18 protein-coding genes and 1 pseudogene are annotated in these 23,261 nt (G+C 44.6%); 6 read left to right on the top strand and 13 right to left on the bottom strand.

The genetic code is table 11. From position 1 onward, the window contains the following. The 6 genes from QUB61_RS15855 to QUB61_RS15880 form a co-directional block, all read right to left on the bottom strand. A partial coding sequence (locus tag QUB61_RS15855) for a tetratricopeptide repeat protein (protein ID WP_333190024.1) occupies nucleotides 1-1,259 on the bottom strand: 1,259 nt, incomplete at its 3' end. Then, on the bottom strand, nucleotides 1,252-5,343 hold the full coding sequence (locus QUB61_RS15860) for a tetratricopeptide repeat protein (RefSeq protein ID WP_333129438.1): 4,092 nt from the start codon (nucleotides 5,341-5,343) through the stop codon (nucleotides 1,252-1,254). The genes QUB61_RS15860 and QUB61_RS15855, both read right to left, overlap by 8 nt. Before the next feature lie 24 nt (nucleotides 5,344-5,367). Continuing rightward, on the bottom strand, nucleotides 5,368-8,199 hold the full coding sequence (locus QUB61_RS15865; RefSeq protein WP_333129436.1) for a tetratricopeptide repeat protein: 2,832 nt from the start codon (nucleotides 8,197-8,199) through the stop codon (nucleotides 5,368-5,370). 118 nt (nucleotides 8,200-8,317) lie between these two features. Further along, nucleotides 8,318-8,761, bottom strand: coding sequence for a transposase (locus tag QUB61_RS15870; protein WP_333129434.1), 444 nt, complete (start codon nucleotides 8,759-8,761; stop codon nucleotides 8,318-8,320). A gap of 164 nt (nucleotides 8,762-8,925) precedes the next feature. Further along, nucleotides 8,926-9,939: an RNA-guided endonuclease TnpB family protein gene (locus QUB61_RS15875; RefSeq protein WP_333129432.1), complete on the bottom strand. Its 1,014-nt coding sequence runs from the start codon at nucleotides 9,937-9,939 to the stop codon at nucleotides 8,926-8,928. A 24-nt stretch (nucleotides 9,940-9,963) separates the two neighbouring features. Further along, a complete protein-coding gene (locus QUB61_RS15880) occupies nucleotides 9,964-10,605 on the bottom strand; it encodes an IS607 family transposase (protein WP_333129429.1) in 642 nt (213 codons plus the stop codon). A gap of 107 nt (nucleotides 10,606-10,712) precedes the next feature. On the opposite strand from QUB61_RS15880, the gene QUB61_RS15885 reads away from it, so the two are divergent. Then, a complete protein-coding gene (locus tag QUB61_RS15885) occupies nucleotides 10,713-11,003 on the top strand; it encodes a hypothetical protein (RefSeq protein ID WP_333129427.1) in 291 nt (96 codons plus the stop codon). A gap of 38 nt (nucleotides 11,004-11,041) precedes the next feature. On the opposite strand, the gene QUB61_RS15890 is transcribed toward QUB61_RS15885, so the two are convergent. The 3 genes and pseudogenes from QUB61_RS15890 to QUB61_RS15900 form a co-directional block, all read right to left on the bottom strand. Continuing rightward, nucleotides 11,042-11,182, bottom strand: coding sequence for a hypothetical protein (locus QUB61_RS15890; RefSeq protein ID WP_333129425.1), 141 nt, complete (start codon nucleotides 11,180-11,182; stop codon nucleotides 11,042-11,044). A gap of 279 nt (nucleotides 11,183-11,461) precedes the next feature. Then, complete coding sequence (locus tag QUB61_RS15895; protein ID WP_333129423.1) at nucleotides 11,462-12,328, bottom strand: calcium-binding protein; 867 nt, start codon at nucleotides 12,326-12,328, stop codon at nucleotides 11,462-11,464. A 1,592-nt stretch (nucleotides 12,329-13,920) separates the two neighbouring features. Next, nucleotides 13,921-14,236 (bottom strand): annotated as a pseudogene (locus QUB61_RS15900) (IS5/IS1182 family transposase); the annotation flags it as partial. A 388-nt stretch (nucleotides 14,237-14,624) separates the two neighbouring features. On the opposite strand from QUB61_RS15900, the gene QUB61_RS15905 reads away from it, so the two are divergent. Further along, nucleotides 14,625-14,984: a transposase gene (locus QUB61_RS15905; protein ID WP_333129454.1), complete on the top strand. Its 360-nt coding sequence runs from the start codon at nucleotides 14,625-14,627 to the stop codon at nucleotides 14,982-14,984. A 273-nt stretch (nucleotides 14,985-15,257) separates the two neighbouring features. On the opposite strand, the gene QUB61_RS15910 is transcribed toward QUB61_RS15905, so the two are convergent. After that, on the bottom strand, nucleotides 15,258-15,446 hold the full coding sequence (locus QUB61_RS15910) for a hypothetical protein (protein WP_333129420.1): 189 nt from the start codon (nucleotides 15,444-15,446) through the stop codon (nucleotides 15,258-15,260). Nucleotides 15,447-16,459: 1,013 nt separating this feature from the next. Further along, on the bottom strand, nucleotides 16,460-16,666 hold the full coding sequence (locus QUB61_RS15915; protein ID WP_333129418.1) for a hypothetical protein: 207 nt from the start codon (nucleotides 16,664-16,666) through the stop codon (nucleotides 16,460-16,462). A gap of 431 nt (nucleotides 16,667-17,097) precedes the next feature. On the opposite strand from QUB61_RS15915, the gene QUB61_RS15920 reads away from it, so the two are divergent. Both QUB61_RS15920 and QUB61_RS15925 read left to right on the top strand, forming a co-directional pair. Beyond that, entirely contained in the window at nucleotides 17,098-17,295 is a 198-nt protein-coding gene (locus QUB61_RS15920) for a hypothetical protein (protein ID WP_333129416.1), read from the top strand. Between the two features lie 748 nt (nucleotides 17,296-18,043). After that, nucleotides 18,044-18,244 (top strand): hypothetical protein, encoded by a 201-nt coding sequence (locus QUB61_RS15925; RefSeq protein WP_333129414.1) that lies wholly within the window; start codon nucleotides 18,044-18,046, stop codon nucleotides 18,242-18,244. A gap of 341 nt (nucleotides 18,245-18,585) precedes the next feature. Here the strand turns inward: QUB61_RS15925 and QUB61_RS15930 are convergent, their stop codons facing one another. Continuing rightward, entirely contained in the window at nucleotides 18,586-19,335 is a 750-nt protein-coding gene (locus QUB61_RS15930; RefSeq protein WP_333129412.1) for a pentapeptide repeat-containing protein, read from the bottom strand. Between the two features lie 54 nt (nucleotides 19,336-19,389). Here QUB61_RS15930 and QUB61_RS15935 point away from each other — a divergent pair, with 54 nt between their 5' ends. After that, nucleotides 19,390-19,902 (top strand): phosphoribosyltransferase family protein, encoded by a 513-nt coding sequence (locus QUB61_RS15935; protein WP_333129411.1) that lies wholly within the window; start codon nucleotides 19,390-19,392, stop codon nucleotides 19,900-19,902. 420 nt (nucleotides 19,903-20,322) lie between these two features. Here QUB61_RS15935 and dxr read toward each other — a convergent pair whose 3' ends face one another. Continuing rightward, on the bottom strand, nucleotides 20,323-21,513 hold the full coding sequence (gene dxr / locus QUB61_RS15940; RefSeq protein ID WP_333129409.1) for a 1-deoxy-D-xylulose-5-phosphate reductoisomerase: 1,191 nt from the start codon (nucleotides 21,511-21,513) through the stop codon (nucleotides 20,323-20,325). A gap of 127 nt (nucleotides 21,514-21,640) precedes the next feature. Between dxr and QUB61_RS15945 the strand changes: the two genes are divergently transcribed. Continuing rightward, the gene (locus QUB61_RS15945; protein ID WP_333129453.1) at nucleotides 21,641-23,254 is read left to right on the top strand and encodes a DUF2079 domain-containing protein; all 1,614 of its coding nucleotides are present in this window, start codon (nucleotides 21,641-21,643) and stop codon (nucleotides 23,252-23,254) included. The last annotated feature ends 7 nt before the right edge of the window (nucleotides 23,255-23,261 follow it).

Consider the following 23,261-nt stretch of genomic DNA (forward strand, 5'->3'; position numbering starts at 1 on the left):
ACAGGCATCTTGCCTGTATCTGGTTGTGGAACAGGCATCTTGCCTGTATCTGGTTGTGGAACAGGCATCTTGCCTGTATCTGGTTGTGGAACAGGCATCTTGCCTGTCTCTGGTTGTGGAACAGGCATCTTGCCTGTCTCTTCTTGTGGAACAGGCATCTTGCCTGTCTCTTCTTGTATAACAGGCATCTTGCCTGTTCTCTTACTGATAAGAGATGCAAAACTTTGTTTGTAACTGACAGTTCGATAAAAATCAATCGCCTCAGCAATTTTACCTTGCCTCGTCAAAGCTTCCCCCAAATTCAGATAAGGCCAAAAAGCCTCCGGTTTAGCTGCAACAACTTCGCGGCACAAGTTCTCAACTTCATCCAGCTTGTTCTGCCTAACAAAAACTTCCCACAAATTGTAATAAAACCACCAAGGAAGATCGGGATTTATTTGTATTGCTTGGAAAAATGCCGCCGCCGCTTCCTCCCAATATTTTTGGTGGCTCAGAACAGCACCTAAATTGTAATAAGACCAGCAATCATCTGGTTTTTGGGCGACAGTTGCGCGAGATGAGGCTAATGCGCGATCCTCTTCGAGGGCAACGCTTACGCACTTTTCTTGCTGCTGCAACAACTCCTCTAATTCCGCTGATTTTTTACCACAACTCGGCATAGCTGTCAAGAGATATTGGTAAAAAATAATTGCGCTTTTTGGGCGATCGTACTTGGCTAAATTCTCTCCTAACTGCAAATAAAACTCCCAATTTTCCGGTGTAATTTGCAATTGAGATTGTTCTAAAACTAAGTTTAAATCCGACTCTGTTTGTCCGAGAGCGTATCCCAACTTCTCGTAAATTCCCGGCAAATCTCCGTCAAGTTCAATAGCTTTTAAATACGTAGCGATAGCTTCATCCCACTGTTTTAGTTTAGTTAAAGCGTCGCCTAAATTGCAAAAAGACCAAGCAAAATCCGAGTTGAGTGCAATCTCGCAGCGGTAAGCCGCAGCAGCCTCTTCCCATTGCCGAAGTTTCAGCAAAGCATCGCCCAAATTGTGATAAGACCAGGAAAAATCTGGATTTAACTCAACAGCTTTTTTGTAAGCAGCGACAGCTTCCTCCCATTTTTCAAGTTTCAGCCAAACATCGCCCAAACAGTGATAAGACCAAGAAAAATTAGGATTTAATTCAAGAGCTTTTTTGTAAGCAGCAACAGCCTCATCAAACCGACCGTTTTCTTGCAGGGAATTCCCTAAATCGTGGTAGTCATTATCCATGCAAAACTCCTGCAATAGTCAGTAATTTTTCCAGCGAGTTCAAATCCAAGCGCATATCTTTATGTAAAGGTTTTGTCGGAGTTCCCTTATCTACCAAATTACCAATTAAATAGTAATGTTCCAAACCGCACAAATTGCTAATCATCCAATAACAATGCGGAACGTAAAGTGGAGAAAAAATCTCAATGACCTTAGTTCCCGGACTGCAAAAAACTAGATTAGTCAACCCCCCTCCGTGAGGTGCGACAACTACTTTAGCAGCAGCCAAACACGCTGCTTGTTCCGCTACCGACATCGTTTCCAACTTGACACTGCGAAACCCAAATTTTTCTAAGTATTTGATTACCTCTTCATCGTTGACGATTCGCCGATAGGATGCTTGTTGGCGGCTGATATAAATCCGCTCAGAATAGTCTGTGCTTAGTGGCTGTTGTTCCTTTAAAAATGTCTGTCTGAGATATTCACACTTCCATTTTGAAACCGCCCCCGAGCCATCATAAGATATTGACGGAACTATTAATTTATCGGCTGTAATGTGTAAATTGCAGCGACTTTCTAAAAGTTTATCTTGAGGAATTCCTAAAGTATCTAAAGTTTCTGCTTGATAGGAAGAATCCGAGGCATTGACAACAAACTTATCTATAGTTTCTATCAATCCGCTCCGCTGTAAAATGTCAAATCGCGTAATCACATCAAATATCCAATGAAAATAAGCGGCTCCACCCCAGCGAGCCGATAAAAAAGCCACATTTCCATCGACGTGTTCAGCGGGAGGCAATTTGTCGGAAGTGATTACCAATTCAGCACAGCCCATTGAAATATCAGCAACAAGTTTATTGTCTGAAGTAATCACGGCGGTAGTCACAACATCTGCCCAAGCTCGTCCGTTTGGCAATACGGCAACAAAAGCTTTTCTGGAATGACTTTGATGTTCCCAAAATCTGCGGCTGCTGTCGATTGTTTTGGAATCAGATAAATTGATTTGACTCGCAGGATGGATGTCAATGCAGGTGAGGTGCGGATTGGATTCTGCTGCAACGGTCAAATCTTCTGTAAACCCACAGTATTTTTTGAGAATACTTAAGGGTAAGATTTGATTGCTGCATTTTGCCCGATCGCTCTCATCGACTTGTCCTTGTTGTTCCAGAGCATAACCTATATTATCGTAAGCTTCAAACAAATCGGGTTTAATTTGCAGGGCTTGAACTAAATTAGTGATTGCAGGTTCCCACTGCTGTTTTGCAATTAAACTCAAACCCAATCCTTCGTAACACCAGCAGGATTTTGGATCGAGATTGATACCTTTTTCATAAATGGCGATCGCCCTTTCCAATTCCCCTTGATTCCGCAGTGCATCACCCAACTTTTTGTACAGCCAACTATGCTCAGATTCTAGCTCAATAGCACGACCAAAAGCCGCTGCTGCTTCGGGCCAATGTTCTTGTAATTCCAGAACTTCCCCCAAACTATTGTACAACCAACAATCATCGGGATTTAATTCAATAGCTTTGCGGTAAGCCGCCGCCGCGTCCTCCCAATTTTCCAGTGCAACCAAAGCCTTACCTAATCTATCGTAAGACCAACAAAAATCGGGATTTAGTTCAACTAACTTGCGGTAAGCAACAGCAGCTTCCTCCCACTCAGAAAGCTCCATCAGCACATCGCCTAAATTGTTGTAAGTCCAACAAAAATCGGGATTTAACTCAATAGCTTTGCGGTAAACAGCAGCCGCTTCGCCCTGTTCCTCAATCGCCTGCCAAGTTTCCCCCAAAAAGTGGTAAGCCCAACTAAAATTAGGGTTGAGTGCGATCGCCCGTTGGTAAGCGGCCCGAGCTTCGTCAAACAGTTCTTTCTCTTGCAGAGTTTTACCCAACTTGTGGTAAGTTAAGTAGTTGCCCGACTTAATTTTAATAGCTGTTTGATAGCGGGCGATCGCCTCATCCAAATAACCCGCATTTGCCGCAATATCCCCCAACTTTTCCCAACCCAGAGACAACAGAGTTTGCTCTTCGCCCAAACTTTGATTGCCGATTTTTTTGACAATCAGTTGATAGCCTTTGTGTACTACTTCTAATTGACTTCCAAACATCTCCAAAAAAACATCTATCCCAATTTTAGTATCTTGCTCCGGGCTGTCGGGAAACGTAAACTCGTAATCGTCAAAAATCATCAATCCCCCAACTTTCACCAACCTCCAAGATAAAATCGCATCTTGCAGAGCACTGGTGGGTTTGTGACAGCCGTCAATGTAAGCAACATCATAATATTCCGAAGTCAAATCCACTAACAAATCTTGAGAGTAACCTTGTAATTCAATTACCCGATCGGCTGCCCCCGTTTTAACAATATTGCCCTTAAAATGTTCTTGAAAATACAAATCAATACAAGTAATCTTTGCCGTCGGATGAGTTAAAATATTATCCAGCAGCCAGCAAGCCGACATTCCCTGAAAACTGCCGATTTCCACAACTTGAAAATCCGCAATTCCGGTAAATTCCTGCAAATGCCGTTGCCAAATAGGAATATTGTGGGTAAACCAATCTTGGGTAAATTGATAATCTTTCGCCGCACACTCAGCCCAACCCCTCAATTTCGCCGCTTTTTGGTGGCAAATAATTGCTTCTTCTAATTCCCCTAATTGCGGTAAAATATTTCCTAAATCGTTGTAAGGCTTAGAATTGCTCGGCTCGATTTCTATTTGGCGGCGGTAAGTGGCAATTTGTGCGTACAACTCCTGTTGTTTCGCCCGAACCTCCTGGAGTTTTGCGACAACTTCCGCAGCATTGGGTTCAATTTGCAGTGCCATGCTATAAAATACGATCGCACCTTCAAGCTGCTTCTGTTTCGCTAAACTATTGCCTAAATTTATATAAAACTCTGCTCCATCTAACTCAATTCCCAGCAATTTGTGGTAAACTTTCCCGCTTGCGAGTACCTCGATACCTTGACAATAAGTTTCGATTGTGGTGTCTAAACCCGATTCGCTGCGCTTCCGCAAAACATATCCCAACCTCTGATTGATTCCCGTCAAATTCGGCTCAATCTGAACCGCGTGCAGGTAAGCGCTAACAGCTTCATCCCAGGATTGTTCGCAGGTTAAAGCAATTCCCAAATTGCAATAAAACCAAGGAATATTGGGATTTATTTCAATAGCTTTGCGGTAGCAACTAATAGCTTCAGACCACACTTTTTTGTGAGCAAAAGCGTCCCCCAAACAATTGTAGGCCCAGTAGGAACGATCGTTAAATTCAAGAGTCTGACGGTAACATTTAATTGCTGCGTCAAACTCGCGCTTTTGCATAAAAATATTGCCCAAGCTAAGGTAAGCGCGAGCATAATTAGGATTGATCTCAAGGCTTTTGCGGTAACAGGCGATCGCCCGATCCAATTCTCCTCGCTCCGCCCAAGTTTTACCCAAACTGTGGTAAGATTCAAAAAAATTTGGATTGATGGCAATCGCTTGTCGGTAATTGGCGATCGCCTCATCCCACCGTTTCTCCCCGACCAGCATTTCCCCCAAATTGTGATAAGCTGTTGCCAGCTTCGGGTTTAACCCAATTGCCCGCGAATAACATTCAATAGCGCGATCGAACTTTCGCAATTCAACAAAACTATTTCCCAGAGTGACGTGCTCGTCAGCAGTTGCCCAATTCGGCTCGATATTAAAAGCTTGATACCAACAGTCTGCCGCCTCTTCTCGCTTCTCTAACTGCGTCCAAATTCTCGCCAACTGCCGATAAGCAGCAGCAAAATTAGGCGCTAGCGAAATTGCTTTTTCACAATTGGCGATCGCCTTTTCCCACTGTTTTCCTTGAGAATACAAACTGCCGAGATTAGCGTAAACTTCCGGCAAATTTGGATTATGCTCGATCGCCCTTTCATACCACTGCTTAGCTTGCTCGATTTCACCTCGAACCTGCATCACCTTTCCCAGCGTCTGGCAAGCTGTAGACAAATTCGGTTCAATTTTCAACGCTAACTCGCAAGCAGCAACGGCCTCATTTAACCTTCCTTCGGCTAAATAAACTTCTGCTTGCCGACTCAAATCAACCGCTGCTTTTTCCATCTTCTCAATCGAGGGCATAATTAAAATTACTCCAGACACCAACTAACCCAAACCCACCACTTCAACCATCCTTTTCAGCGAACTTAAGTTCACCAAAATATCCTCAGTCAGGGAATTCTGATACATCAACTGTCTAATAGGATAGCATTCAAAAGCCTCCCCCGCTAAAAAGTAATGTTCCAACTGCAAATATTGACTGCTTCCCCAGTAATAATGGCTGATATAGTGAGGCGACACCAACTCAATTACTTTAGTTCCCTGGCGACAAAAAATCGTATTTGTCAAGCCGCTGCCGTGGGCAGCAACTATCACCTCAGCGTGGTAAAAATGAGCAATTTGCTCAGCCAAAGACATCGACTCCGGCAAAATAGACACAAAGCCAAATTGCTCCAAAACCTCAACCACATCTTCCTCATTCAAAACTCGTCGGTATCTCGCTTTGCTGCGGCTGATATAAATGCGTTTTGGATAGCTCGAACTAGGTATAATTCCCTTGAGAAACTCGCGCCTCAAAAAATCCATCGCCCACCCAGGAGGCCAGCCCAAATATCCCGCAAAAGACGGCACAATTAACTCTGTTGCTTGAATGTGAGGCAAGCGATCGCTCTCCAAGACTTTCTCTTCTGGAATGCCCAGAATTCTTAGACTTTCCCGCTGAAATTGGTGCTGACAACTATTCACCAAAAACCAATCAATCTCCGCCAAATCCCTACCGCTGAGCCGCAGCAATTCTATCCTCGGCAAAACATCAACCATCCAGTGAAAATAGACATTTCCCGACAAACCAGAAAGCACCGCCACGCTGCCGTCAATTTGCTTTAAACCGGGAAAGGACTCTAACTTAAAAACGCTGTGTTTTCTAACATCATGCTTTTCACATCCAGGCAAAAACCCCGGATAATCTCTCGACACATCAGCCAACAAATAATTGTCAGGAGTAATTACAGCGATTGCCTTGCAAATCATCCAATAATTTTCCTGCGGAACAATCCAAACTCGCCCGTTGGGAATCTGTGCCACAAAAGTCTTTGGCGACTCCACAGGTAGCGGTTGCAAGTTCGACAAACGGCAAACTCCCCAACCCAAATGCACCGGATCGAACCACTTAGAAATCCTCTGCAAACACAGCCCGCAAGTTAAACCAGTACAATCGGCATTTGCCAATTGCGAATTTGTTAGCGAGCATTGGGAATTCTGAATATTTGCGGCACAGGCTTCTGGTGCCGAGATCCAAACTATTTCCACATAATTGCCCGCATCCAACTTAGCATTAACCAGCCAATCCCAACTCGATAAATAAATAGCGTGAGGAGGTTCTATAGAATTGCGCTCGGGCGAGATAAAACTCTTTTTAGTCCACTCTTTCTGCTCCCCATACCCGTGCAATTGCAACTCTAAAACCTTTTGATAATAATCGATTGCCCGTTCCCAGCGCCCCTGTTTTTCCAGCAGCTTTGCCAACTCAAAATAAACCTGCGGTAAAGCAGGTTGAATCGTCAACGCCATGCGGTAAACTGCAATTGCTGCACTGAACCGCTGTTGCTGGGCTAAGGAATTTCCCACCCGCCAGTAAATCTCTGCATTTTGTGGCTGAATTTGCAAAGCTTTTTGATAATAAGCGGTGGCCGATTCGTGTCCGCCGTACTCTGTTAAAGCATTTCCCAAATGCAAGTAAATTTCTGCTAAATTATCGCAGATTTCAGCAACAGGCAATTCGCGACCGGCACTTGACAAATATCTAGCCGCACCATCTTTTTTCTTGACTTTTAAATCCCTTAAATCTGTGACATCCGTGACATCCGTGACCTCCGTAACATCCGTTATACAATCCGTTGCCGAACTTCCCATCAATGCTGTGAGAAATCGATCGCACGCAGCGATCGCCCTTGAGAATTCATCATCTTCTACAGCAGCAACTCTGCGCCTGTCTCCCAAGCGGCAGTAAGCCTCAACAAAATCGGGCTTCAGAGCGATCGCCCGCTGAAAATAAGGCATGGCGTCAGCAATTTTGCCCAAAACCATCAAAGAAAACCCGGCGTCTGTATAGCCCGAAATATGTTCGGGATTCAGCTCGATCGCGCGATCGAAACAAGCAACCGCCGCCGAATGTTCCCCCTGTATTTGCCAAGCTTTCCCCAGATTGTAGTGAGCCAAAACCATGTCCGGCTCCAACTCAATAGCTGTGAGGTAAGATGCGATCGCCCGATCGGGATTTTTGTTGAGCAACGCTTGACCCAAATTATTATGCAGCGTCGCCCAATCTGGCTTAATCTCGATCGCCCGTTGGTAAACCTCGATCGCCTCAGCAGCGCGATCGTCCTTGAGCAAAATCACACCCAAATTGCTGTAAGCTTCCACGTAATCCGGCTGTTTGGCAATCACCTGTCGGTAGGTATCAATTGCCGCTTCGAGCTGATTATTTTGATCTAAAACCACAGCCAGATTGTAGAAAGCAAGTAGATAATTGGGGTTAAGAGCGATCGCCTTTCGGTAACAGTCGATCGCCCCCAACAAATTACCCTGATTGTGAAAAACATTTCCCAAATTATAATGAAGTTCCGGCCAGTCTGGTTTCAAATCCAGAGCTTGCCGGTAGTGAAAAACCGCCTCATCCAGCCAGCAATAGTCGCTGTAAAGTTGACCCAAATAAGCATGAGCCAGAAAAAACTGCGGCGAAATCTCCAAAGCTTGCACAAAAGCGTCTCTTGCCGCCGTCGGATCGCCGCTCGCTTCCAGAATTTCGCCTAAAGTGGTGTAAGCCGAGGGCGAAAAGGGTTGAAGTTCGATCGCCATGAAGCAAAAATCGATCGCCTCAGTTAACTTCCCCCTGTTCAAATAAACTTGGGCTTGCCGGATATATTCTTGAGTGTTCATTGATCGCCAGCAGTTGCGGTTACATTACCGCTTCAGTAAACCCGATAAATTTTGATTTGAAAGTTTGATATTTTCACACTATTTATATTTTATGCGATCGGGCGATCGATTAATTTCACTAATACATCGGTAACATCCTCCCACACCAAATCGAAGATTGTGGTGTGGGCTGCCAAACCTCACGGCAAGGCATTCTAGTTTTTCCCTTGCGGGATTTCGCCACTGACCTACTAGATGGAGATTTCTCTTCCACCCCCGCGAGACCGACTGCAGAGGCGTTTTCTATTCCCCTGAGTCCCACGGTACTCAGTTGTGCTAGACCGCGCAACCGAATTACTTCTGATGCTGCACGATCTCTATCCCTTTCGTATCCCCAACTATCACACTTATGCACCCGTTCGGAAAGGTCTTTCTTGCCTGTATGAGTATAGCACTTCGGGCAGGTTTGAGACGTTCCCTTGGGATTGACACGAGCCAAGTAGACCTGATGTTTCTTGGCTACCCATTCGAGCAAATTCAGGAACTGACCGAAAGTCGCGTCAAGGGTATGTTTTCTCAACATCCGTTACATAAAACTTACCCAAAGTTACCCACAATTCTACAAATCTGGACTTTGGTGTTGACGAACTGTTTCACTCTGGCAGTGTCGGCACTCACCAGTCCACAGGCTAACCGCGTCTAACTGACGGTTTTTGACAAATTAATTGCAGCGTTCAAATCGCTGGCTCACGTCAAACCGCAGTGACCGCAATCAAACACTCCTTCTGACCGAGTGAGTGTTTCTTTTTTTGTTCCACAATTTGAGCCTGTGAAGCTAGACGGAAACCATCGGTCAGCGACAACTAATTTGGAACCGTACAGTTCACATTTGTAAGTTAGTTGACGGCGCCACTCGAAGAATGACAGTGAGGCGATTGATTTAGCCAGCTTGTGGTTCGCCAACATCCCAGACACATTTAGGTCTTCAATCACTACAGTGCCGTGGTTTTTTGCTAGTAGTGCCGTAAGTTTATGTAGAGTATCTTTTCTAATGTTGGCAATCTTTTTGTGTAACCTAGCAATTTGAATCTGTGATTTTTTCCAATTATTACAACCTTTCACTTTGTGGCGATTTAACCGCTGCATTCTCGATTGTTTAGCTTCGGACTTTTTGTAGGACTTGGCGCCTAAAACTACTTCGCCAGTTGATAATGTAGCCAGTGCTTTAATTCGTAAATCAACGCCTACAATACTGTCATAGACTGATATTTGTCGTTCAACGTCAAGCCGGAAACTAATGAACCATCTATTGGCAGTACGACTGATTGTGGCAGACTTAGTTAATACCTGTGGCAATCGTTCATTGGTTTTAATAATTCCCATCTTAGGAACTTGAATCTTGTTCTTGCCTTGGACTTTAACAGCACCTTCTAGAGTGAAAGAATCTCGATGACCCTTCTTTTTGAATCTGGGAGTGCCACGGTTTTTTTTAAAGCATCTATCCCAGACCGTCCTTAATGCCCTCAAAGATTTTTGTGGGGGCGACAAAGAGCATTCGTAGTACCAAGGACAATTAGGCTTCACTAAGGCTACTAACAATTTATGCAAGTCAATAGCGATCGTCAATTTTAAATTGTCCGAAAGATTAGTGTAGTGGTGTTCGAGAATATTTTTGGTTAACCACAATCCCCAATGCCATGCGTGACGCGAAACGCCACAATGTTTCATCAATGCTGTGGGTTGTTGGTTATTCAGTTTCAATTCTGTGAAAGAAACCTAAAAGCATTACTGCACCTCCTTAACTACTTGCGCCATACCCTCAATCAGTTTCTTGTTTTTCTGACTGCGTGAACCATAAAGACGTGCGCTAAACACAGTAATAAGCTCCATCATGTCTTGCACTAATTCTTGCTCAAAGGTCACTTCTTCGTTTGACTTATTAAGGATGATTACTTCTGTTTCAAATTCAGCACACATAGCAAAAACCAATTCACCGCCCAACCTCAATAGTCGGTCTTTATGAGTTAAAACTAGACGGCCTACATCACCCTGCATAATTCGTTTAAGAAGTTTTTGAAGTCCTCTTTTGTTATAGTTTAGACCACTACCTAAATCTTGGATTGTTTCAAATTGCCAGCCATTAGTAGCACTAAAAGCTTCTAATACTTGCGCTTGACGTACTAAGTCAGCTTTCTGGTCCTGACTGCTAACACGGGCATAATTAATAGTTATGCGATCGTCTAACTGATTGAAATCTCTAGGAGTGATCCGCTTAATATCTGCCAGAAAGAAACGTCGTTGCCCTGTGGGCGACCGCTCAAACTCGATCTTCCCAGTATCCGTCCAACGTCTTAAAGTTTTGGTAGATATGCCTAATTCTTTGGCGGCATCTCCAATACTTATGGTCACTTCTGAAATATTCTCCATATCGGTTGATGATAGAGACTACAGCTTTAGAGTTACCCATTTGGGGAGGAATGTCAAGGGATGTCTAAGAAATATCTTTCAGTTACTCACCCTTCCGGGATAGGTCTATGCAAGTTGATGGGTATCTTCCCGACATTGGGCAGGCTGATTTGCCACCCTGTAATCGGGTTGGTTTTGAATTGCGGAAACAGCATGGACTTCATCTGTCCAAACTTCTGGAAGCGTGGAAAGCCAAATCCTCTTTCCTGGAAGTAGTTCCAAGCGTCATGCAAACGACGGATGGTTGTTTGGAAAACTTGAGAAGGGACTTCTCCCAACAGAGGGAATTCTTTCTTCGCCTTGCGAAGTTCGTTTTGCTAAATGTAATTAGGTGGGAAATGGCTTATTGGCGGGAATGATATACTCACGTTCCAGTGAACAATAATCCAAACTACATTTACGCCCATTCACCCAATCTTTGATTTCCCGCAAAGCGTAGTTGTACACCTTGCCGGAAATCTCCAACCAATGCAGCATTGCCTGCTATCAGGGTGGCATCAGGATAAATTCGGTAGCAGTAGTTCACGATCGGTGTCATGTCACCAATTTTCACACAGCACCACCAATCTATAAACCTATATCTGTTGCTAATTTTAGCGGGTTTGACCGGATAAAATTAGCTTGGGGGAGTCCATGTATCCCAACGCCAAATTTAAAATTATGGCCTGGGACTTATAGGTTCCCCAAACCCCCACCGAAAGTTAAAGCTTTCAACTTCGCTCCGCCGCAGGCAAAATGAAGTTGAAAGCTTCCAAGACTTTCAGTGTGAGAACAGCCCCAGAAGTTATCCGGTGCTGCCCCACAACTGCCAGTTTTTTTAGAACAGTTCGAAGCTGTTCGGGCCAATTCCTTGCAGGCCAGGCTGCAACTGAGCAACAGTTAGCACTCCGTTGCTGCCGTTGAAGTACAACGCACCGCTTGTCGGGTCGTAGACCAACTTGTTCGTCGTGCCCGATGCTGGGCTGCGTTCGTTGAAACCAGCAACGACGACAAACTCGCTCGCCTCGAACGTGCTGCCCAAACCAGCGAACACACCGCCCTGCTTCAAGCGGATCTTATCTTCGCCTGGGGTAAAGTCAGTGATCGTGTCTACCCCATAATCGCCACCGCTGGAGAAGAAGTAGAACGTATCGCTGCCAGCACCGCCCGTGAGCACATCACTTCCTCTGTCGCCAGAGATAAAGTCATTGCCAGAACCACCATCGACAGTATCGTTTTCTTTACCGCCGTAGAGGCTGTCGTTGCCGTCGCCGCCGCCGACAACATCGTTGCCTTGGCCGCCAAAGACTGTATCGCTCCCAGAGCCGCCGAGTACGGTGTCGTTGCCTCTGTCGCCAGAAATCAAGTCATTGCCATCACCGCCGTCTACCAGGTCATTCCCTTTACCGCCAAAAATGACATCATCGCCCGTGCCGCCAGCGACCACATCGTTGCCGCTGCCTGAAAGGATGGTATCGTTGCCGTCGCCGCCGCCGACAGTGTCATTGCCGCCGCCCGATATAATCAGCTCGTTGCCACTGCCACCAGCGATGACATCAGCGCCCGCAAAAGTCAGGATGATATCGCTGCCGGGGCTGCCGTTCAACCTGTTGTCGCCTGCGGTGCCGATAACGTTTGAGCCTGCGCCACCGACACCTCCAGGTAGTGAACTTGCTGGTTGTGTTGGATTAGTTACCTGTGTCATTTACACTCCTCCTAAAAGATGAATCATTTTTCTACAATACACTTTTGTCTGCTATACAAAACGTGGCTAAGCTTATATAAGCTCCACCATTCAACTAGAAGTAGTTTCCAGAGGGTCTGCTTCCTGCTTCAACCAAGGGAGTCGGCTCCTACTTGTCCACAGGCGTAAATTCGGGTGGAGCAGCACCCTATTTTTCAAATGAGTACAACTATTTTTTTTGAAGCTTTTAGCCCATGAAACCGGACATCGGTTGAGACCCTAATTGACCCGGCTGCCATAAGTTGTCATGTAATTTAAATTGTCCGTAAGGAGATCGGGATCGCAAGTGGAATCCTGTATTCCTCGAGCAGCAAATATCGGTTGTTTCCTGCTTTGGACTCTCGACTCCACCACTCCCTCCTCTAACACCAAAATATTTCAGCTAAACGTTTGTGAGTGTACCATACCGAGCTTCGATGCGGCTAGTCATTTTTAAAACAATAGCCGGGAAATACACATAAACCATTTTTAATCGGAGTATGCTCTCCTGATTGAGAAATCGCACCGGGCCCGCGGGCACAGTCGTGAGCCGGGAAGTTCGATCGCCGGCAATGGGGCTGGAACTCAGTTGCGATTTTTCAGTACACTGTTGTTGACAAGACTTTTGGTTTTCGCCAATAGTTCCCCAGAGATCAAAATTTTTTAGCTGGCTTTCAAAGCAAGCCCGCGCACGCTGGAGCCCGCATTCAATCAAAAGTGCCTCCCAACACAGTCCCGGACGGACTCTTGAGGCTCATCACCTTGATGTTTCCACCGAAATTCCTCGCGCTCAACGCAGGATTTTGGCTAAAAAACCCGGTTTCTCAACCAAAATCTGTCATTTGGGCCATGAGCCGCATCCATCCCGACAATCTGACAATGCAGCGCTTGTGTTGTGAAGTTGGGATGAACGGTGGGCCCGTAGAGTTGTGACGGTACTGTCAGTCGATTTTAAATTTTAGATTTTAGATTTTAGATTTTAGATTTTAGATTTACTCCACAGATGAATCTGGGAGCTTGAACTAGGATCTAAAATTTGGGTCGATGGCGACTCCTGTCGGAAACTTGTATCCGTTTTTGGGCGGGGTCAAAGCTGAGAATAAGCTGCTGCGAATCTTGTACCAGTTTATAAACAGAATGTAACAGCAGGCCCGCGCTCCAAACCCCGTCCTCAATCATTCCCCATCTAAAATCTCAAATCGAGAATCTCAAATCGTATTAATTGTCTGTTGGTTCCGGAGACAGTGTCAAACAGAAAAATATGCGATCGCGCTGCCCCGAGCCTCCGTAAGTTTTTATATAATTAGATTCGATCGATACTTCGGACAGTTGTTAATTGCCAACAGTAGAATCATGGTTCCAGGGCAATATGCTTGCACAGGGCAACAAGGACTACAAACTCAAAACCTAAATTCAATTGTGCGGACTCGTCGCAAAAGCTAAACCCGGTTTCTAGCTACCTATGCGCGGGCCATGAAACAGTCCGAAGTATTGATTTGATAATTTACAGCCAACCTCAGAGGCTGTATGAAAAGTGGCAAAGGATACCAACTTAGGCTAATTGCCTGACCATAAGCCGAATCATGGAACCGATCGTCCTTGCTCAAGCCTCGATACCAATTGAGCAAACCAAAAGTTTGTTCAACCACCCATCTTTTTTTCAGTAAAACAAAGCCTTGGGTCTGTTGCGGTCGTAAAACCACCTGAATCATCGATCCCCAGCTATCCATAACCGATTTGAAAAACGGAGGGTCGCCCTCACCCCCATCGGTCCAGATCGAATACAGCCGTGAAACCCTTTGTCCCATCTGGTAGACCGAAAGAGAGAACCTGTTTGCTCGCTTCATGTTCGCAAACACTTGCTCCGGTGACCACCACGCGTAGCACTAATTAAAATCAGCTTGGCATTCATACGCAACTTTCTGCGTCGGTATCGAGAGACAGGGGACATAGCAGCGAAGCCGCAAAGGGGAGCTCGTCGTTCTAAGATTAAAGGACAAGACGAAGAATTATTACAAAAACTTGTAAAGGAGCAAAATGATATATATCTGCGAGAACTTCAAGGCTCCCTTTTAGACCGCACAGGCCTAGAAGTTAGTGAATCTAGTTTATGTCGCCAGCTCAATCGACTAAAATTAGGGCGCCAAAAAAAGTTTAATAGCCAGTTAACAGCTCTCTGAAAAAGTTCAAAAGCTGCGGTATGAATGGAGGATTTGGCTAAATAGTATAAATGTAAGAAACATTGTATTAATCGATGAGACTGGTGTACGTCTAGCCGCTGCGAAGGTATGGCAGATGTAAAGGAGGAGAACGAGTCTATGATGAGCGACCAGGAAATCCGGAAAAAAATGTCACTTTAGTTGGGGTAATGAGTGATGAGGGTTTAATTGCCGATATGACTTTACCGGGTGGTCTAAACACGCCTAGTTTTTTGGCTTACCTTGAGAAAATATTACTGCCGCAGTTCTGGGTGGGCGCAATTGTAGTTATGGATAATTTATCTGTTCATCATGGCGAAGCCCTCGAAAGTAGGATTGAATCTGTCGGAGAAGAGAGTGAAATTCTTATCTCCCTACTCGCCGGATTTATTTCCCATCGAGTTGTATTGGTCAAAAATCAAAGTAATTCTTTGTTATGAAGCAGCTTGAACTTCAAATGTTCTTGATGAAGCGATTACTAAAGCTATTAATGCTATTACTGATGAAAATGCTTTGAACTGGTTTTATCGCTGTGGTCTATTTTTAGAGCCAATTAGATTGTTAATTTTTGTGGTAGATTTGATGGCAAATAGCTGGAAGTTAAAATATTAACTTCTCCGCCAATATTTTATGGCTAATTGTTAACCTCGAGCGGGTCATTAACGATTAGCAATTTCCCGGACTTTTGGTTCGGCATTCATAGAAAAGCTCTACTATTTATTCCGATGGTGTGCTTGTAGTTGCGCTGTTGACCCGTTGGAATTGCTCTGGCTGTCGTACCTGTAGAGGCGATCGTCGCTCTCGAAAATATAATTGATGGAAGTAGCTGCATAGTATGCCAGCGCTACCACCGACACTAGATTAAGAATTCTATAAATTGGTTTCTCAGACACTTGGTTCATTTTTACTCCTACTTATTATGCAAATAGCCAATCTGGATACAGGGACGGCACTTTTGTTGATAAGTTCCCCAACATCCAGCACCTCTAAAAATTTCGCTCGCGTTATACACTCCTGATGCCCGATCGCCCAAAATAAGTCGTACTTGAGATTTGAAACAGTTTTTGTTGCCTGTTTCATATTGCATTCTATGCCTTCGATTGTCTATCTAACTTTGGTAATAGTTAGGCAATTTGGGCGCAAGCAAACTTTACAATTGCCTGTTTAGAGCTGCTACAATTTGAAGATATCGAGCTGAAAAAGGTTGTAGGGCAAGGAGCTTAGCTGTTTTTCAACGCCAAGCAAGGATTTTCCCAAATTTGATTAATGGTGCGCACTGGCCGGAAGTAATAAAAATTCTTAAGTTGGTCAGCGGCAGGCTAAAATATGTCTGAAGTTATACTTTTGCCAGCAACAGGCCGTCTTACTTTGCATATTAATTTTGAGCTTGGTTGAGGTTGCCGGTAATTTTTGAGTAATAAAATGTTGCGGTCGCTGTCCGACAATTTGGGTCTGCCACTTGGGTTCTGACAATTTTGGCGCTCGCGGCACCATTAAATCACGATGTGACAGAAGAAAAGTAGGCGTCAGTCGATTTGAGACTTCGGGCCCAGACGTTCGGCGTAAGCGAGCGTGGAGTCGCGCGAGCGTCCTCGAACGATTTGAGATTTGAGATTTACTCCACAGATGAATCTGGAAGCTTGAACAAGAGTCTAAAATTTTGGGCGGATGGCGACTTTTGTCGGAAACTTGTATTTGTTTTTGGGCGGGATAAAAAAGCAGAAGGCAGAATTTTAAATCGGTAAAAAAAGACTGTTTTAGGATTCAGAAGTTTTATTTAAGTCTACCTTCAAGCTACATTTTTTTTACTATGAAACAAGATGATTAACTCGCTGCGAGGATAGATGCACCCCAGATAATTGAGGAGGAGATAACCGACTGTGTGTAAGCCAGTTCCTTAAACAATTCATGAGAATTATTGCTCGCATTGAGCTATTTGTACAACATAATTTTTGCTGGTAATTTGCCAAATGGATACGGGCAGAACAACAGGCCAAACCAGAGGGCCGATGACTAAGGCTATCCAAGATATCAAGTCATTTTTAGCTGTCGCAGTATCGTTCCAAAAACTTTTGAACCAAACAAGAAAAACGATTAAGGCAATGGAAAAGTAGCTAATCATTATCATTTTTTTACCTGCCTGCCTATAGAGGAGAGAAAAGTATTGATAATTATTGTATCTCAGGGTGTAGCTCGCCGATCGCAACTTTAGGCCCTGGGGTGGATGCTGCAAGTGTCTAAAACCCAAAGTTTCACACCTCTGGGAGTTCAGAGCCTGCGATGTCGAGCGGACGCACTCCTGCAGGAGCTGCGGCGCGGAACCTCAAAGTCTTGCGCTCAGGACTTTTCGAGGTTTCGTCAAACCTTGAGGCTACCACCGCAATGACAGCTTATGCGATCGAGGTCTTTGGTTCTCTGTGATTTAAGTGACGTATACTCGCAGACTTCGGTCACAAATCGAGCTAAGAACAATCACACAGCTTAGTCGAGTGCAATCACCCTACTCTGTTCTCAAATGCTCGATATTAGAATAGTCGAGTTCAACGAGATTTCATGGAAGCTCTGACTTTAAAATCCGATCGCGCGATCGCTGAACTGTTCTATCAAGTCACCCATTCAGGCAATCTGACTCGTACTGAAAGCCACGGACTGCGCGCACTCGGAGAAAGCGCTCTCAGCGAAGACGCCCGAGATGCAGCCAACCGCCTGCTTCACGCCATCCGCCGCGGATGGGTCAGGATTTCCGATTAGTCCCCTCACACAGGAAGTTGAGATCGGTATTTTTACTCTCTCTCATGTCAAGCTTTGCCAACAATAAGATTCAAGTGAGTAGGTCGCTCCATTAACCCTCTCAAAAAAAATTGTACTGCGATCGAAAAGCTCGAACCCGGTTTCTTGAAGAAGCCGGGATTTGGGATTTGAAGCAGCCAGTCGATTTTAGATTTTAGATTTTAGATTTTAGATTGGAGATTTTAGATTTTAGATTTTAGATTTTAGATTTTAGATTTTAGATTTACTCCACAGATGAATCTGGGAGCTTGAACTAGGGCCTAAAATTTTGGGCCTCGGGCGACTACTGTCTGAAACTTGTATCCGTCTTTGGGGGGAATTAAGTAGATACACGGAAAAACCCCCACATCAAGAAACCAGGTAAATGCACGTAAAAGCGCGTTTTTAAACACCGTAAAAGCTTTACGTTTAATTAAGCCTAGCGATATACCTAGCAGTCAGTAGTAATCTATAAATAGATACATCTTAATTTATTTGTCACAGTGTCTTAACAAAAAGTAGAGATTTGGGAATTGCCAAAAGCGAGGAATCTGGACGGGGTTTGTGTTTCGAGTTGCAGGGCGATCGAGGAAAAATCCGATCCCCAAGTCCCGCTGACACAAATCACTAATCAAAACCCAATCGATCACATTTACTCGCGTCGTTGAATCACATAAATAGTGGCAAAAAAAGTCAATACTATCAAAAGTGAGTTAAAACAAAAAAACCGATGATCACCCAAACATTTTTACCTCAATTTACTATTGCAGAGCTAGTCTTTCAGGTATATCACTCAGGTCTGCTGACTCCCACTCACCGACAACAGCTCAAGACAGCGCTGTTAAATGACTGTCTTACCGAAGAAGATCAAACAGCCATCAACCGCTTGCTCCACGCCGTTCGCCGGGGCTGGCTGAAAGTTGTAGATTAAATTCTCGCCCAAATATTTTTTTTGTCGCTCCTCTCTACAGGAACTGTCAGTCGATTTTAGATTTTAGGCTTCCGCGTGAGGCTTCCGCGAGCGTCGAGCCGTCGAGTCGCGCTCACCCGAACAATTTGAGATATGAGATTTACTCCACAGATGAATCTGGAATTTTGAACAAGACTCTAAAATTTTTGCCTCTCCACCACAGGAGTCCGGGGCTTGTCTCGATTTTTGGGCCCGGTCCGATGAACGCAGAATTAAATCCCCTTAATAAAATCAGGCCTTAGCCTAAATGTAGGGTGCGCCACAAGCACCCTGCGGTTTTAACTTCTATTTTGCCAGCTTATTTAGGCAGAGATTTTGCCGTCAGGCATCATCGCCTCTCTCAGATTCGCTTCATTTAGATTTGTCCCGCGCAAAGAAGCTTGATGCAAGTTTGCTCCCCGGAGATTTGCTCCCTTGAGAGAAACTCCGGTCAAATCTGCTAGATGGAGATTTGCACAGCTCAAGTTAGCTCCGCTCAAATCGGCTCCCTTCAAATCCGCTTTTTCGAGATTTGCTTCGGTCAAATTTGCCCAACTCAGATTTGCTTGAGTTAGGTTAGCATGGCTGAGGTCAGCTTGTGTTAAGTTCGCGTCGGTTAAATTTGCTTTGCTGAGGTTGATTCTGCAAAGTTTTACTTGTGTCAAGTTTGCACCTTGCAAGTTAGCGTTAACTGCATAAACTTGAATCAAAATTGCCCGCTGAAGGTCTGCCTCTCTCATGTCTGCACCCCTGAGACTCGCCCCCGTTAAATCGGCCCCGCTGAGCAGGACACTCCGCAAGATGGCTCCGCTCAAGTTTGCTCCCACCGCCTCGCATTCGCCAAAATTAGCGGACATGAGGTTGGCTTGGGAGAGGTTGGCTTGGCTGATATCTGCTTGATACAGAGTGGCTCTGTAGAGGGTGAGACCCATCGCACTGGCACCCTTTAAACTAGCTTGACTCAGGTCAATATCGCGCAAATTTGTCCTTGACATATGGACACCGCTGAGGTCTACTTTGTGAAAAACCCGTTCTCCGCCTGCATACCGTCTGAGAAGTTCCTCTGCATCCATGTCATTTCCCCCAAAATATTTAATAATACCTTTGATATTTCAATAATATTAGGCATGAGCGACCTTTACGTTTCTTGGTCTGAATACCATCGAAAAATTGAGGATTTGGCTGTAAAAATTGATGAATCTCAGTGGAAATTCGATCGAATTGTCTGTCTGGCGAGGGGAGGGCTGCGGGTTGGGGATACTCTGTCGCGGATTTTCGACAAACCTCTGGCGATTTTAGCGGCCTCGTCCTATGGTGGGGCAGAGGGAAAAGTCCGGGATGCGATCGAGTTTGCCCGCGATTTGACAATGGTGGGCGATAATTTGGGCAGCCGCATTGTCCTGGTTGACGATTTGGTGGATTCGGGAATTAGTTTGGATAGAGGTATCGCTTGGCTGAAGAGTCGCTACGGCGAGGATATTCAGGAAATTCGGACTGCTGTACTCTGGTACAAGGCTTGTTCTGTTGCAAAGCCGGATTATTATGTAGATTATTTGGCTGACAATCCTTGGATTCACCAACCTTTTGAAATCTACGAAAAGATGAGTGCGGCTGATTTGGCGGCGAAAGTTGGGAGTTAGTCAATAAAAGACTAAAATTAAGTCAATTTTTTATAGGGTTTTGCCGATATTTTGCACTTTTTGGCATAGTCCGTCAGGGTGGGAAACCCCTGTCTCATAGCTAAAGTCCTCTCAAAGAAAACTGAATATTTATTAAGGTTGGGCAGTCGGTTTGAACTGAGAGGTTGCACCATTCTCAATAAGCTTTTTATGAACAGGCAAGATGCCTGTTCCACAAAGTGAGATGTTGCACCATTCTCAATAAGTTTTTTATGAACAGGCAAGATGCCTGTTCCACAAAGAGTGAATTTTCTTGTGGAACAGGCATCTTGCCTGTTATTGAGAATAGTGCAAGATGTGAGTTTGAACCGACTTTAGCTATGAGGCGGGGAATTAATTCACTCCTAGGGCTTGTGGGTAATTGCAAGTATGCTGATACAATTAGCGAACCGAAAGAATACGATCGCCCAATTCTATACTCTCTGCCAAAACTTCCTGCCGCGCCCACCGATCCGCCGCCAAAATATCGTCTAAACCAGGGCTTTCACAGTTATCGGCTTGATGTTTGTCGCAGGCGTTCTCAATCAACTTCGGAATATCCAAAAACTGAATCTTCTCCTCCAAAAACAGCGCTACCGCCTGTTCATTTGCCGCATTCAGCACCGCAGGCATCGAACCGCCCGCACGTCCCGCCGCATAAGCCAACTGCATACAAGGATACTTTTCGTGGTCGGGTTCACGGAAAGTCAAATCCCCAGCTTTTACCAAATCCAGCCGTTCCCAATCTGTATGAATTCGCTCCGGCCAAGACAAAGCGTAAAGCAGCGGCAATCGCATATCCGGCCAGCCCAATTGCGCCAAAACCGAAGTATCTTGCAACTCAATTAACGAGTGAATTATGCTTTGAGGATGGATGACAATATCAATGTCGTCATAATCCATCCCGAACAAGTAATGAGCCTCAATTACTTCTAATCCTTTATTCATCAAAGTAGCAGAATCGATTGTGATTTTCGGCCCCATCGACCAATTCGGATGTTTCAAAGCATCGGCTACTGTTACTGCTGCTAATTTGTCGCTAGGCAAATCTCGAAAAGAACCCCCCGAAGCAGTGAGAATAATTCGCCGCAACCCTCCTGCGGGTAAGCCTTGCAGACACTGAAAAATTGCCGAATGTTCCGAGTCGGCCGGTAATAGTTTAACGCCGTATTTTTCGATTAAGGGGTTGACAACGGGGCCCCCTGCGATTAATGTTTCTTTATTGGCTAAGGCAATATCTTTGCCTGCTTTGATAGCCGCAATTGTTGGCAGCAAACCGGCACAGCCAACTATGCCGCTGACGACGGCTTGAGCGTCGCCATATTTGGCAACTTCGACAACGCCTGACTCGCCAGCAAGTAAAATAGGTTGAGGGTCGAGATCTGCGATCGCCTCCTTCAATTCCAGTAATTTATCTTCGTCGCAAATCGCGACAATCTCCGGTCGAAACTGGCGAATTTGCTGGGCCAGCAACGTTACATTTTGTCCGGCGGTTAACCCGACAATCCGAAATTGCTCGGGGTATTGAGCTACAATATCCAGAGTCTGAGTGCCGATCGAGCCTGTAGAGCCGAGAAGAGTTAGTGCTTTCACAATTTTTTAATGTTTTGTGGATTATTCTAATATTACGATTGCGGGGATGAAAATTAGTCGTTAACTATTGCGTGGAAAGCACATTCGACGGAATCATATTTTGAGTGACCACAAGGTGCCAGATTTCATGCAGAATAGGGAAAATTTTGCTGATGACCGTGAGGACATCAGTGTCTCGATCGCCGAAAATAGAGAGGAAGGTCGATCGCAGCTACCGTCGAGTTTGGTTTGGGCGATCGCTGCTGCTGCGGCAATTTTCTTTTTGTGTAGCAGTTTACGGCACGCTTTATTCCAATCAACTGCTTTCGATTTGGGAATTTTTGACCAAGCAATTTACTTAATCAGCCAAAACCAAACGCCTTTTTCTTCTTTAATGGGGATTCATATTTTGGGCGATCACGCAGCGGTAATCTATTATCCGCTAGCTTGGCTGTACAAAATTTCCCCGGACGTGCATTGGCTGCTGTTAATACAAGCACTTGCATTATCCCTGGGGGCTTGGCCTAGCTGGAGTTTAGCGCGTTTGGCAGGTTTAAATCAAGAACAATCCCGTGCGATCGCATTGATTTATTTGCTCTATCCGGTGGTATTTAACATCAATTTATTTGATTTTCACCCGGAAGTAATAGCTTTACCCGCACTTTTGGCAGCAATTTTGGCGGCGCGTTTAAATAAAATTGTGTGGTTTTGTACCGCTATTCTGTTAGTTTTGAGTTGCAAGGCGGTTTTGTCCCTAACCGTTGCTGCTATTGGTTTATGGCTGTTTTTTTGCGAAAAAAAGCAACGGTGCGGGGCGATCGCACTTTTGCTGGGTGCAGCTTGGTTTTTGATAGCTTCCCAGAAAATCATCCCCTTCTTTAGCGGCAGCGAAGTCGCTGGAGTCGGGCGCTACAGCTATTTAGGCAAATCCGTACTAGAAATCATCATCAATCTCATATTAAAACCACAGTTAGTATTAGGAAAAGTCCTTTCCTTCGATACATTAAAATATTTGTTTCTCCTCACCTTACCTGTGATTTGGCTGCTATTGCCATTCTCGGGAAAACTACGGATACAATATCTAACAGCACTAATTCCTGCCATCCCTACCCTGCTCATCAATCTCCTCTCTGACTTGCCATTTCAACGCAGCTTAGCCTATCAGTATTCAGTGCCTGTAATTCCTTTTTTATTGTTAGCAGTTATCGCGAAGGAAAAAACAAGGAAGAGGGAAGAAATAAGAGAAAACAAGGAAGAGGATAAAGCAAATAACCAACTGTTTTTAACATCTGTAAATTTGCCAAAATTTTCCTCTAGCAAATTTGCAAATTTACACATTAAAAATTTCCGAATTACTCAACTCAGGCAGGGAATTCAATTTCCGAGGATTATGATAATTTGGTCGTTAATAATTTTCCTATTTCTGGGCGAATATAAAGATTTTTATCTGTACCTAAATAGACTAGATACCTGGCAAGCTACACGCGAAGCAGTCGCACAAGTTCAACCTCAAAGCAGTATTTTAACAGATAATAGACTTGCCCCTCACTTTGCCCACCGCCCAATAGTAAAATTGCTTTCACAAATTTCGCCCCAAACAAATTTAGCTGAATTTCAATACATATTATTAAACCTGCGCCATCCCTGGCCTGATAGTGAAAAAATTGGTGATACCTTAGCAAATCAACTTAAAAAATCTCCCGATTTTAAATTAACTTATCAAAAAAACCAAGTTCTGCTATTTAAACGAATCCCTGATTAAGCCAATA

It is taken from the genome of Microcoleus sp. C2D2 (assembly GCF_036702495.1).
In the GTDB taxonomy this organism is placed as follows: Bacteria; Cyanobacteriota; Cyanobacteriia; order Cyanobacteriales; family Microcoleaceae; genus Microcoleus.

Bases quoted from the DNA above. Each gene is read 5' to 3' on its own strand.
- QUB61_RS15910 (WP_333129420.1), bottom strand. From the start codon at position 15,446: ATGAACCAAGTGTCTGAGAAACCAATTTATAGAATTCTTAATCTAGTG.
- QUB61_RS15935 (WP_333129411.1), top strand. From the start codon at position 19,390: ATGAGCGACCTTTACGTTTCTTGGTCTGAATACCATCGAAAAATTGAG.
- QUB61_RS15915 (WP_333129418.1), bottom strand. From the start codon at position 16,666: ATGATTAGCTACTTTTCCATTGCCTTAATCGTTTTTCTTGTTTGGTTC.
- QUB61_RS15885 (WP_333129427.1), top strand. From the start codon at position 10,713: ATGCAAGTTGATGGGTATCTTCCCGACATTGGGCAGGCTGATTTGCCA.
- QUB61_RS15890 (WP_333129425.1), bottom strand. From the start codon at position 11,182: ATGACACCGATCGTGAACTACTGCTACCGAATTTATCCTGATGCCACC.
- QUB61_RS15870 (WP_333129434.1), bottom strand. From the start codon at position 8,761: ATGTTGAGAAAACATACCCTTGACGCGACTTTCGGTCAGTTCCTGAAT.
- QUB61_RS15895 (WP_333129423.1), bottom strand. From the start codon at position 12,328: ATGACACAGGTAACTAATCCAACACAACCAGCAAGTTCACTACCTGGA.
- QUB61_RS15925 (WP_333129414.1), top strand. From the start codon at position 18,044: ATGATCACCCAAACATTTTTACCTCAATTTACTATTGCAGAGCTAGTC.
- QUB61_RS15865 (WP_333129436.1), bottom strand. From the start codon at position 8,199: ATGAACACTCAAGAATATATCCGGCAAGCCCAAGTTTATTTGAACAGG.
- QUB61_RS15930 (WP_333129412.1), bottom strand. From the start codon at position 19,335: ATGGATGCAGAGGAACTTCTCAGACGGTATGCAGGCGGAGAACGGGTT.
- QUB61_RS15920 (WP_333129416.1), top strand. From the start codon at position 17,098: ATGGAAGCTCTGACTTTAAAATCCGATCGCGCGATCGCTGAACTGTTC.
- QUB61_RS15860 (WP_333129438.1), bottom strand. From the start codon at position 5,343: ATGCCCTCGATTGAGAAGATGGAAAAAGCAGCGGTTGATTTGAGTCGG.
- QUB61_RS15880 (WP_333129429.1), bottom strand. From the start codon at position 10,605: ATGGAGAATATTTCAGAAGTGACCATAAGTATTGGAGATGCCGCCAAA.
- QUB61_RS15945 (WP_333129453.1), top strand. From the start codon at position 21,641: ATGCAGAATAGGGAAAATTTTGCTGATGACCGTGAGGACATCAGTGTC.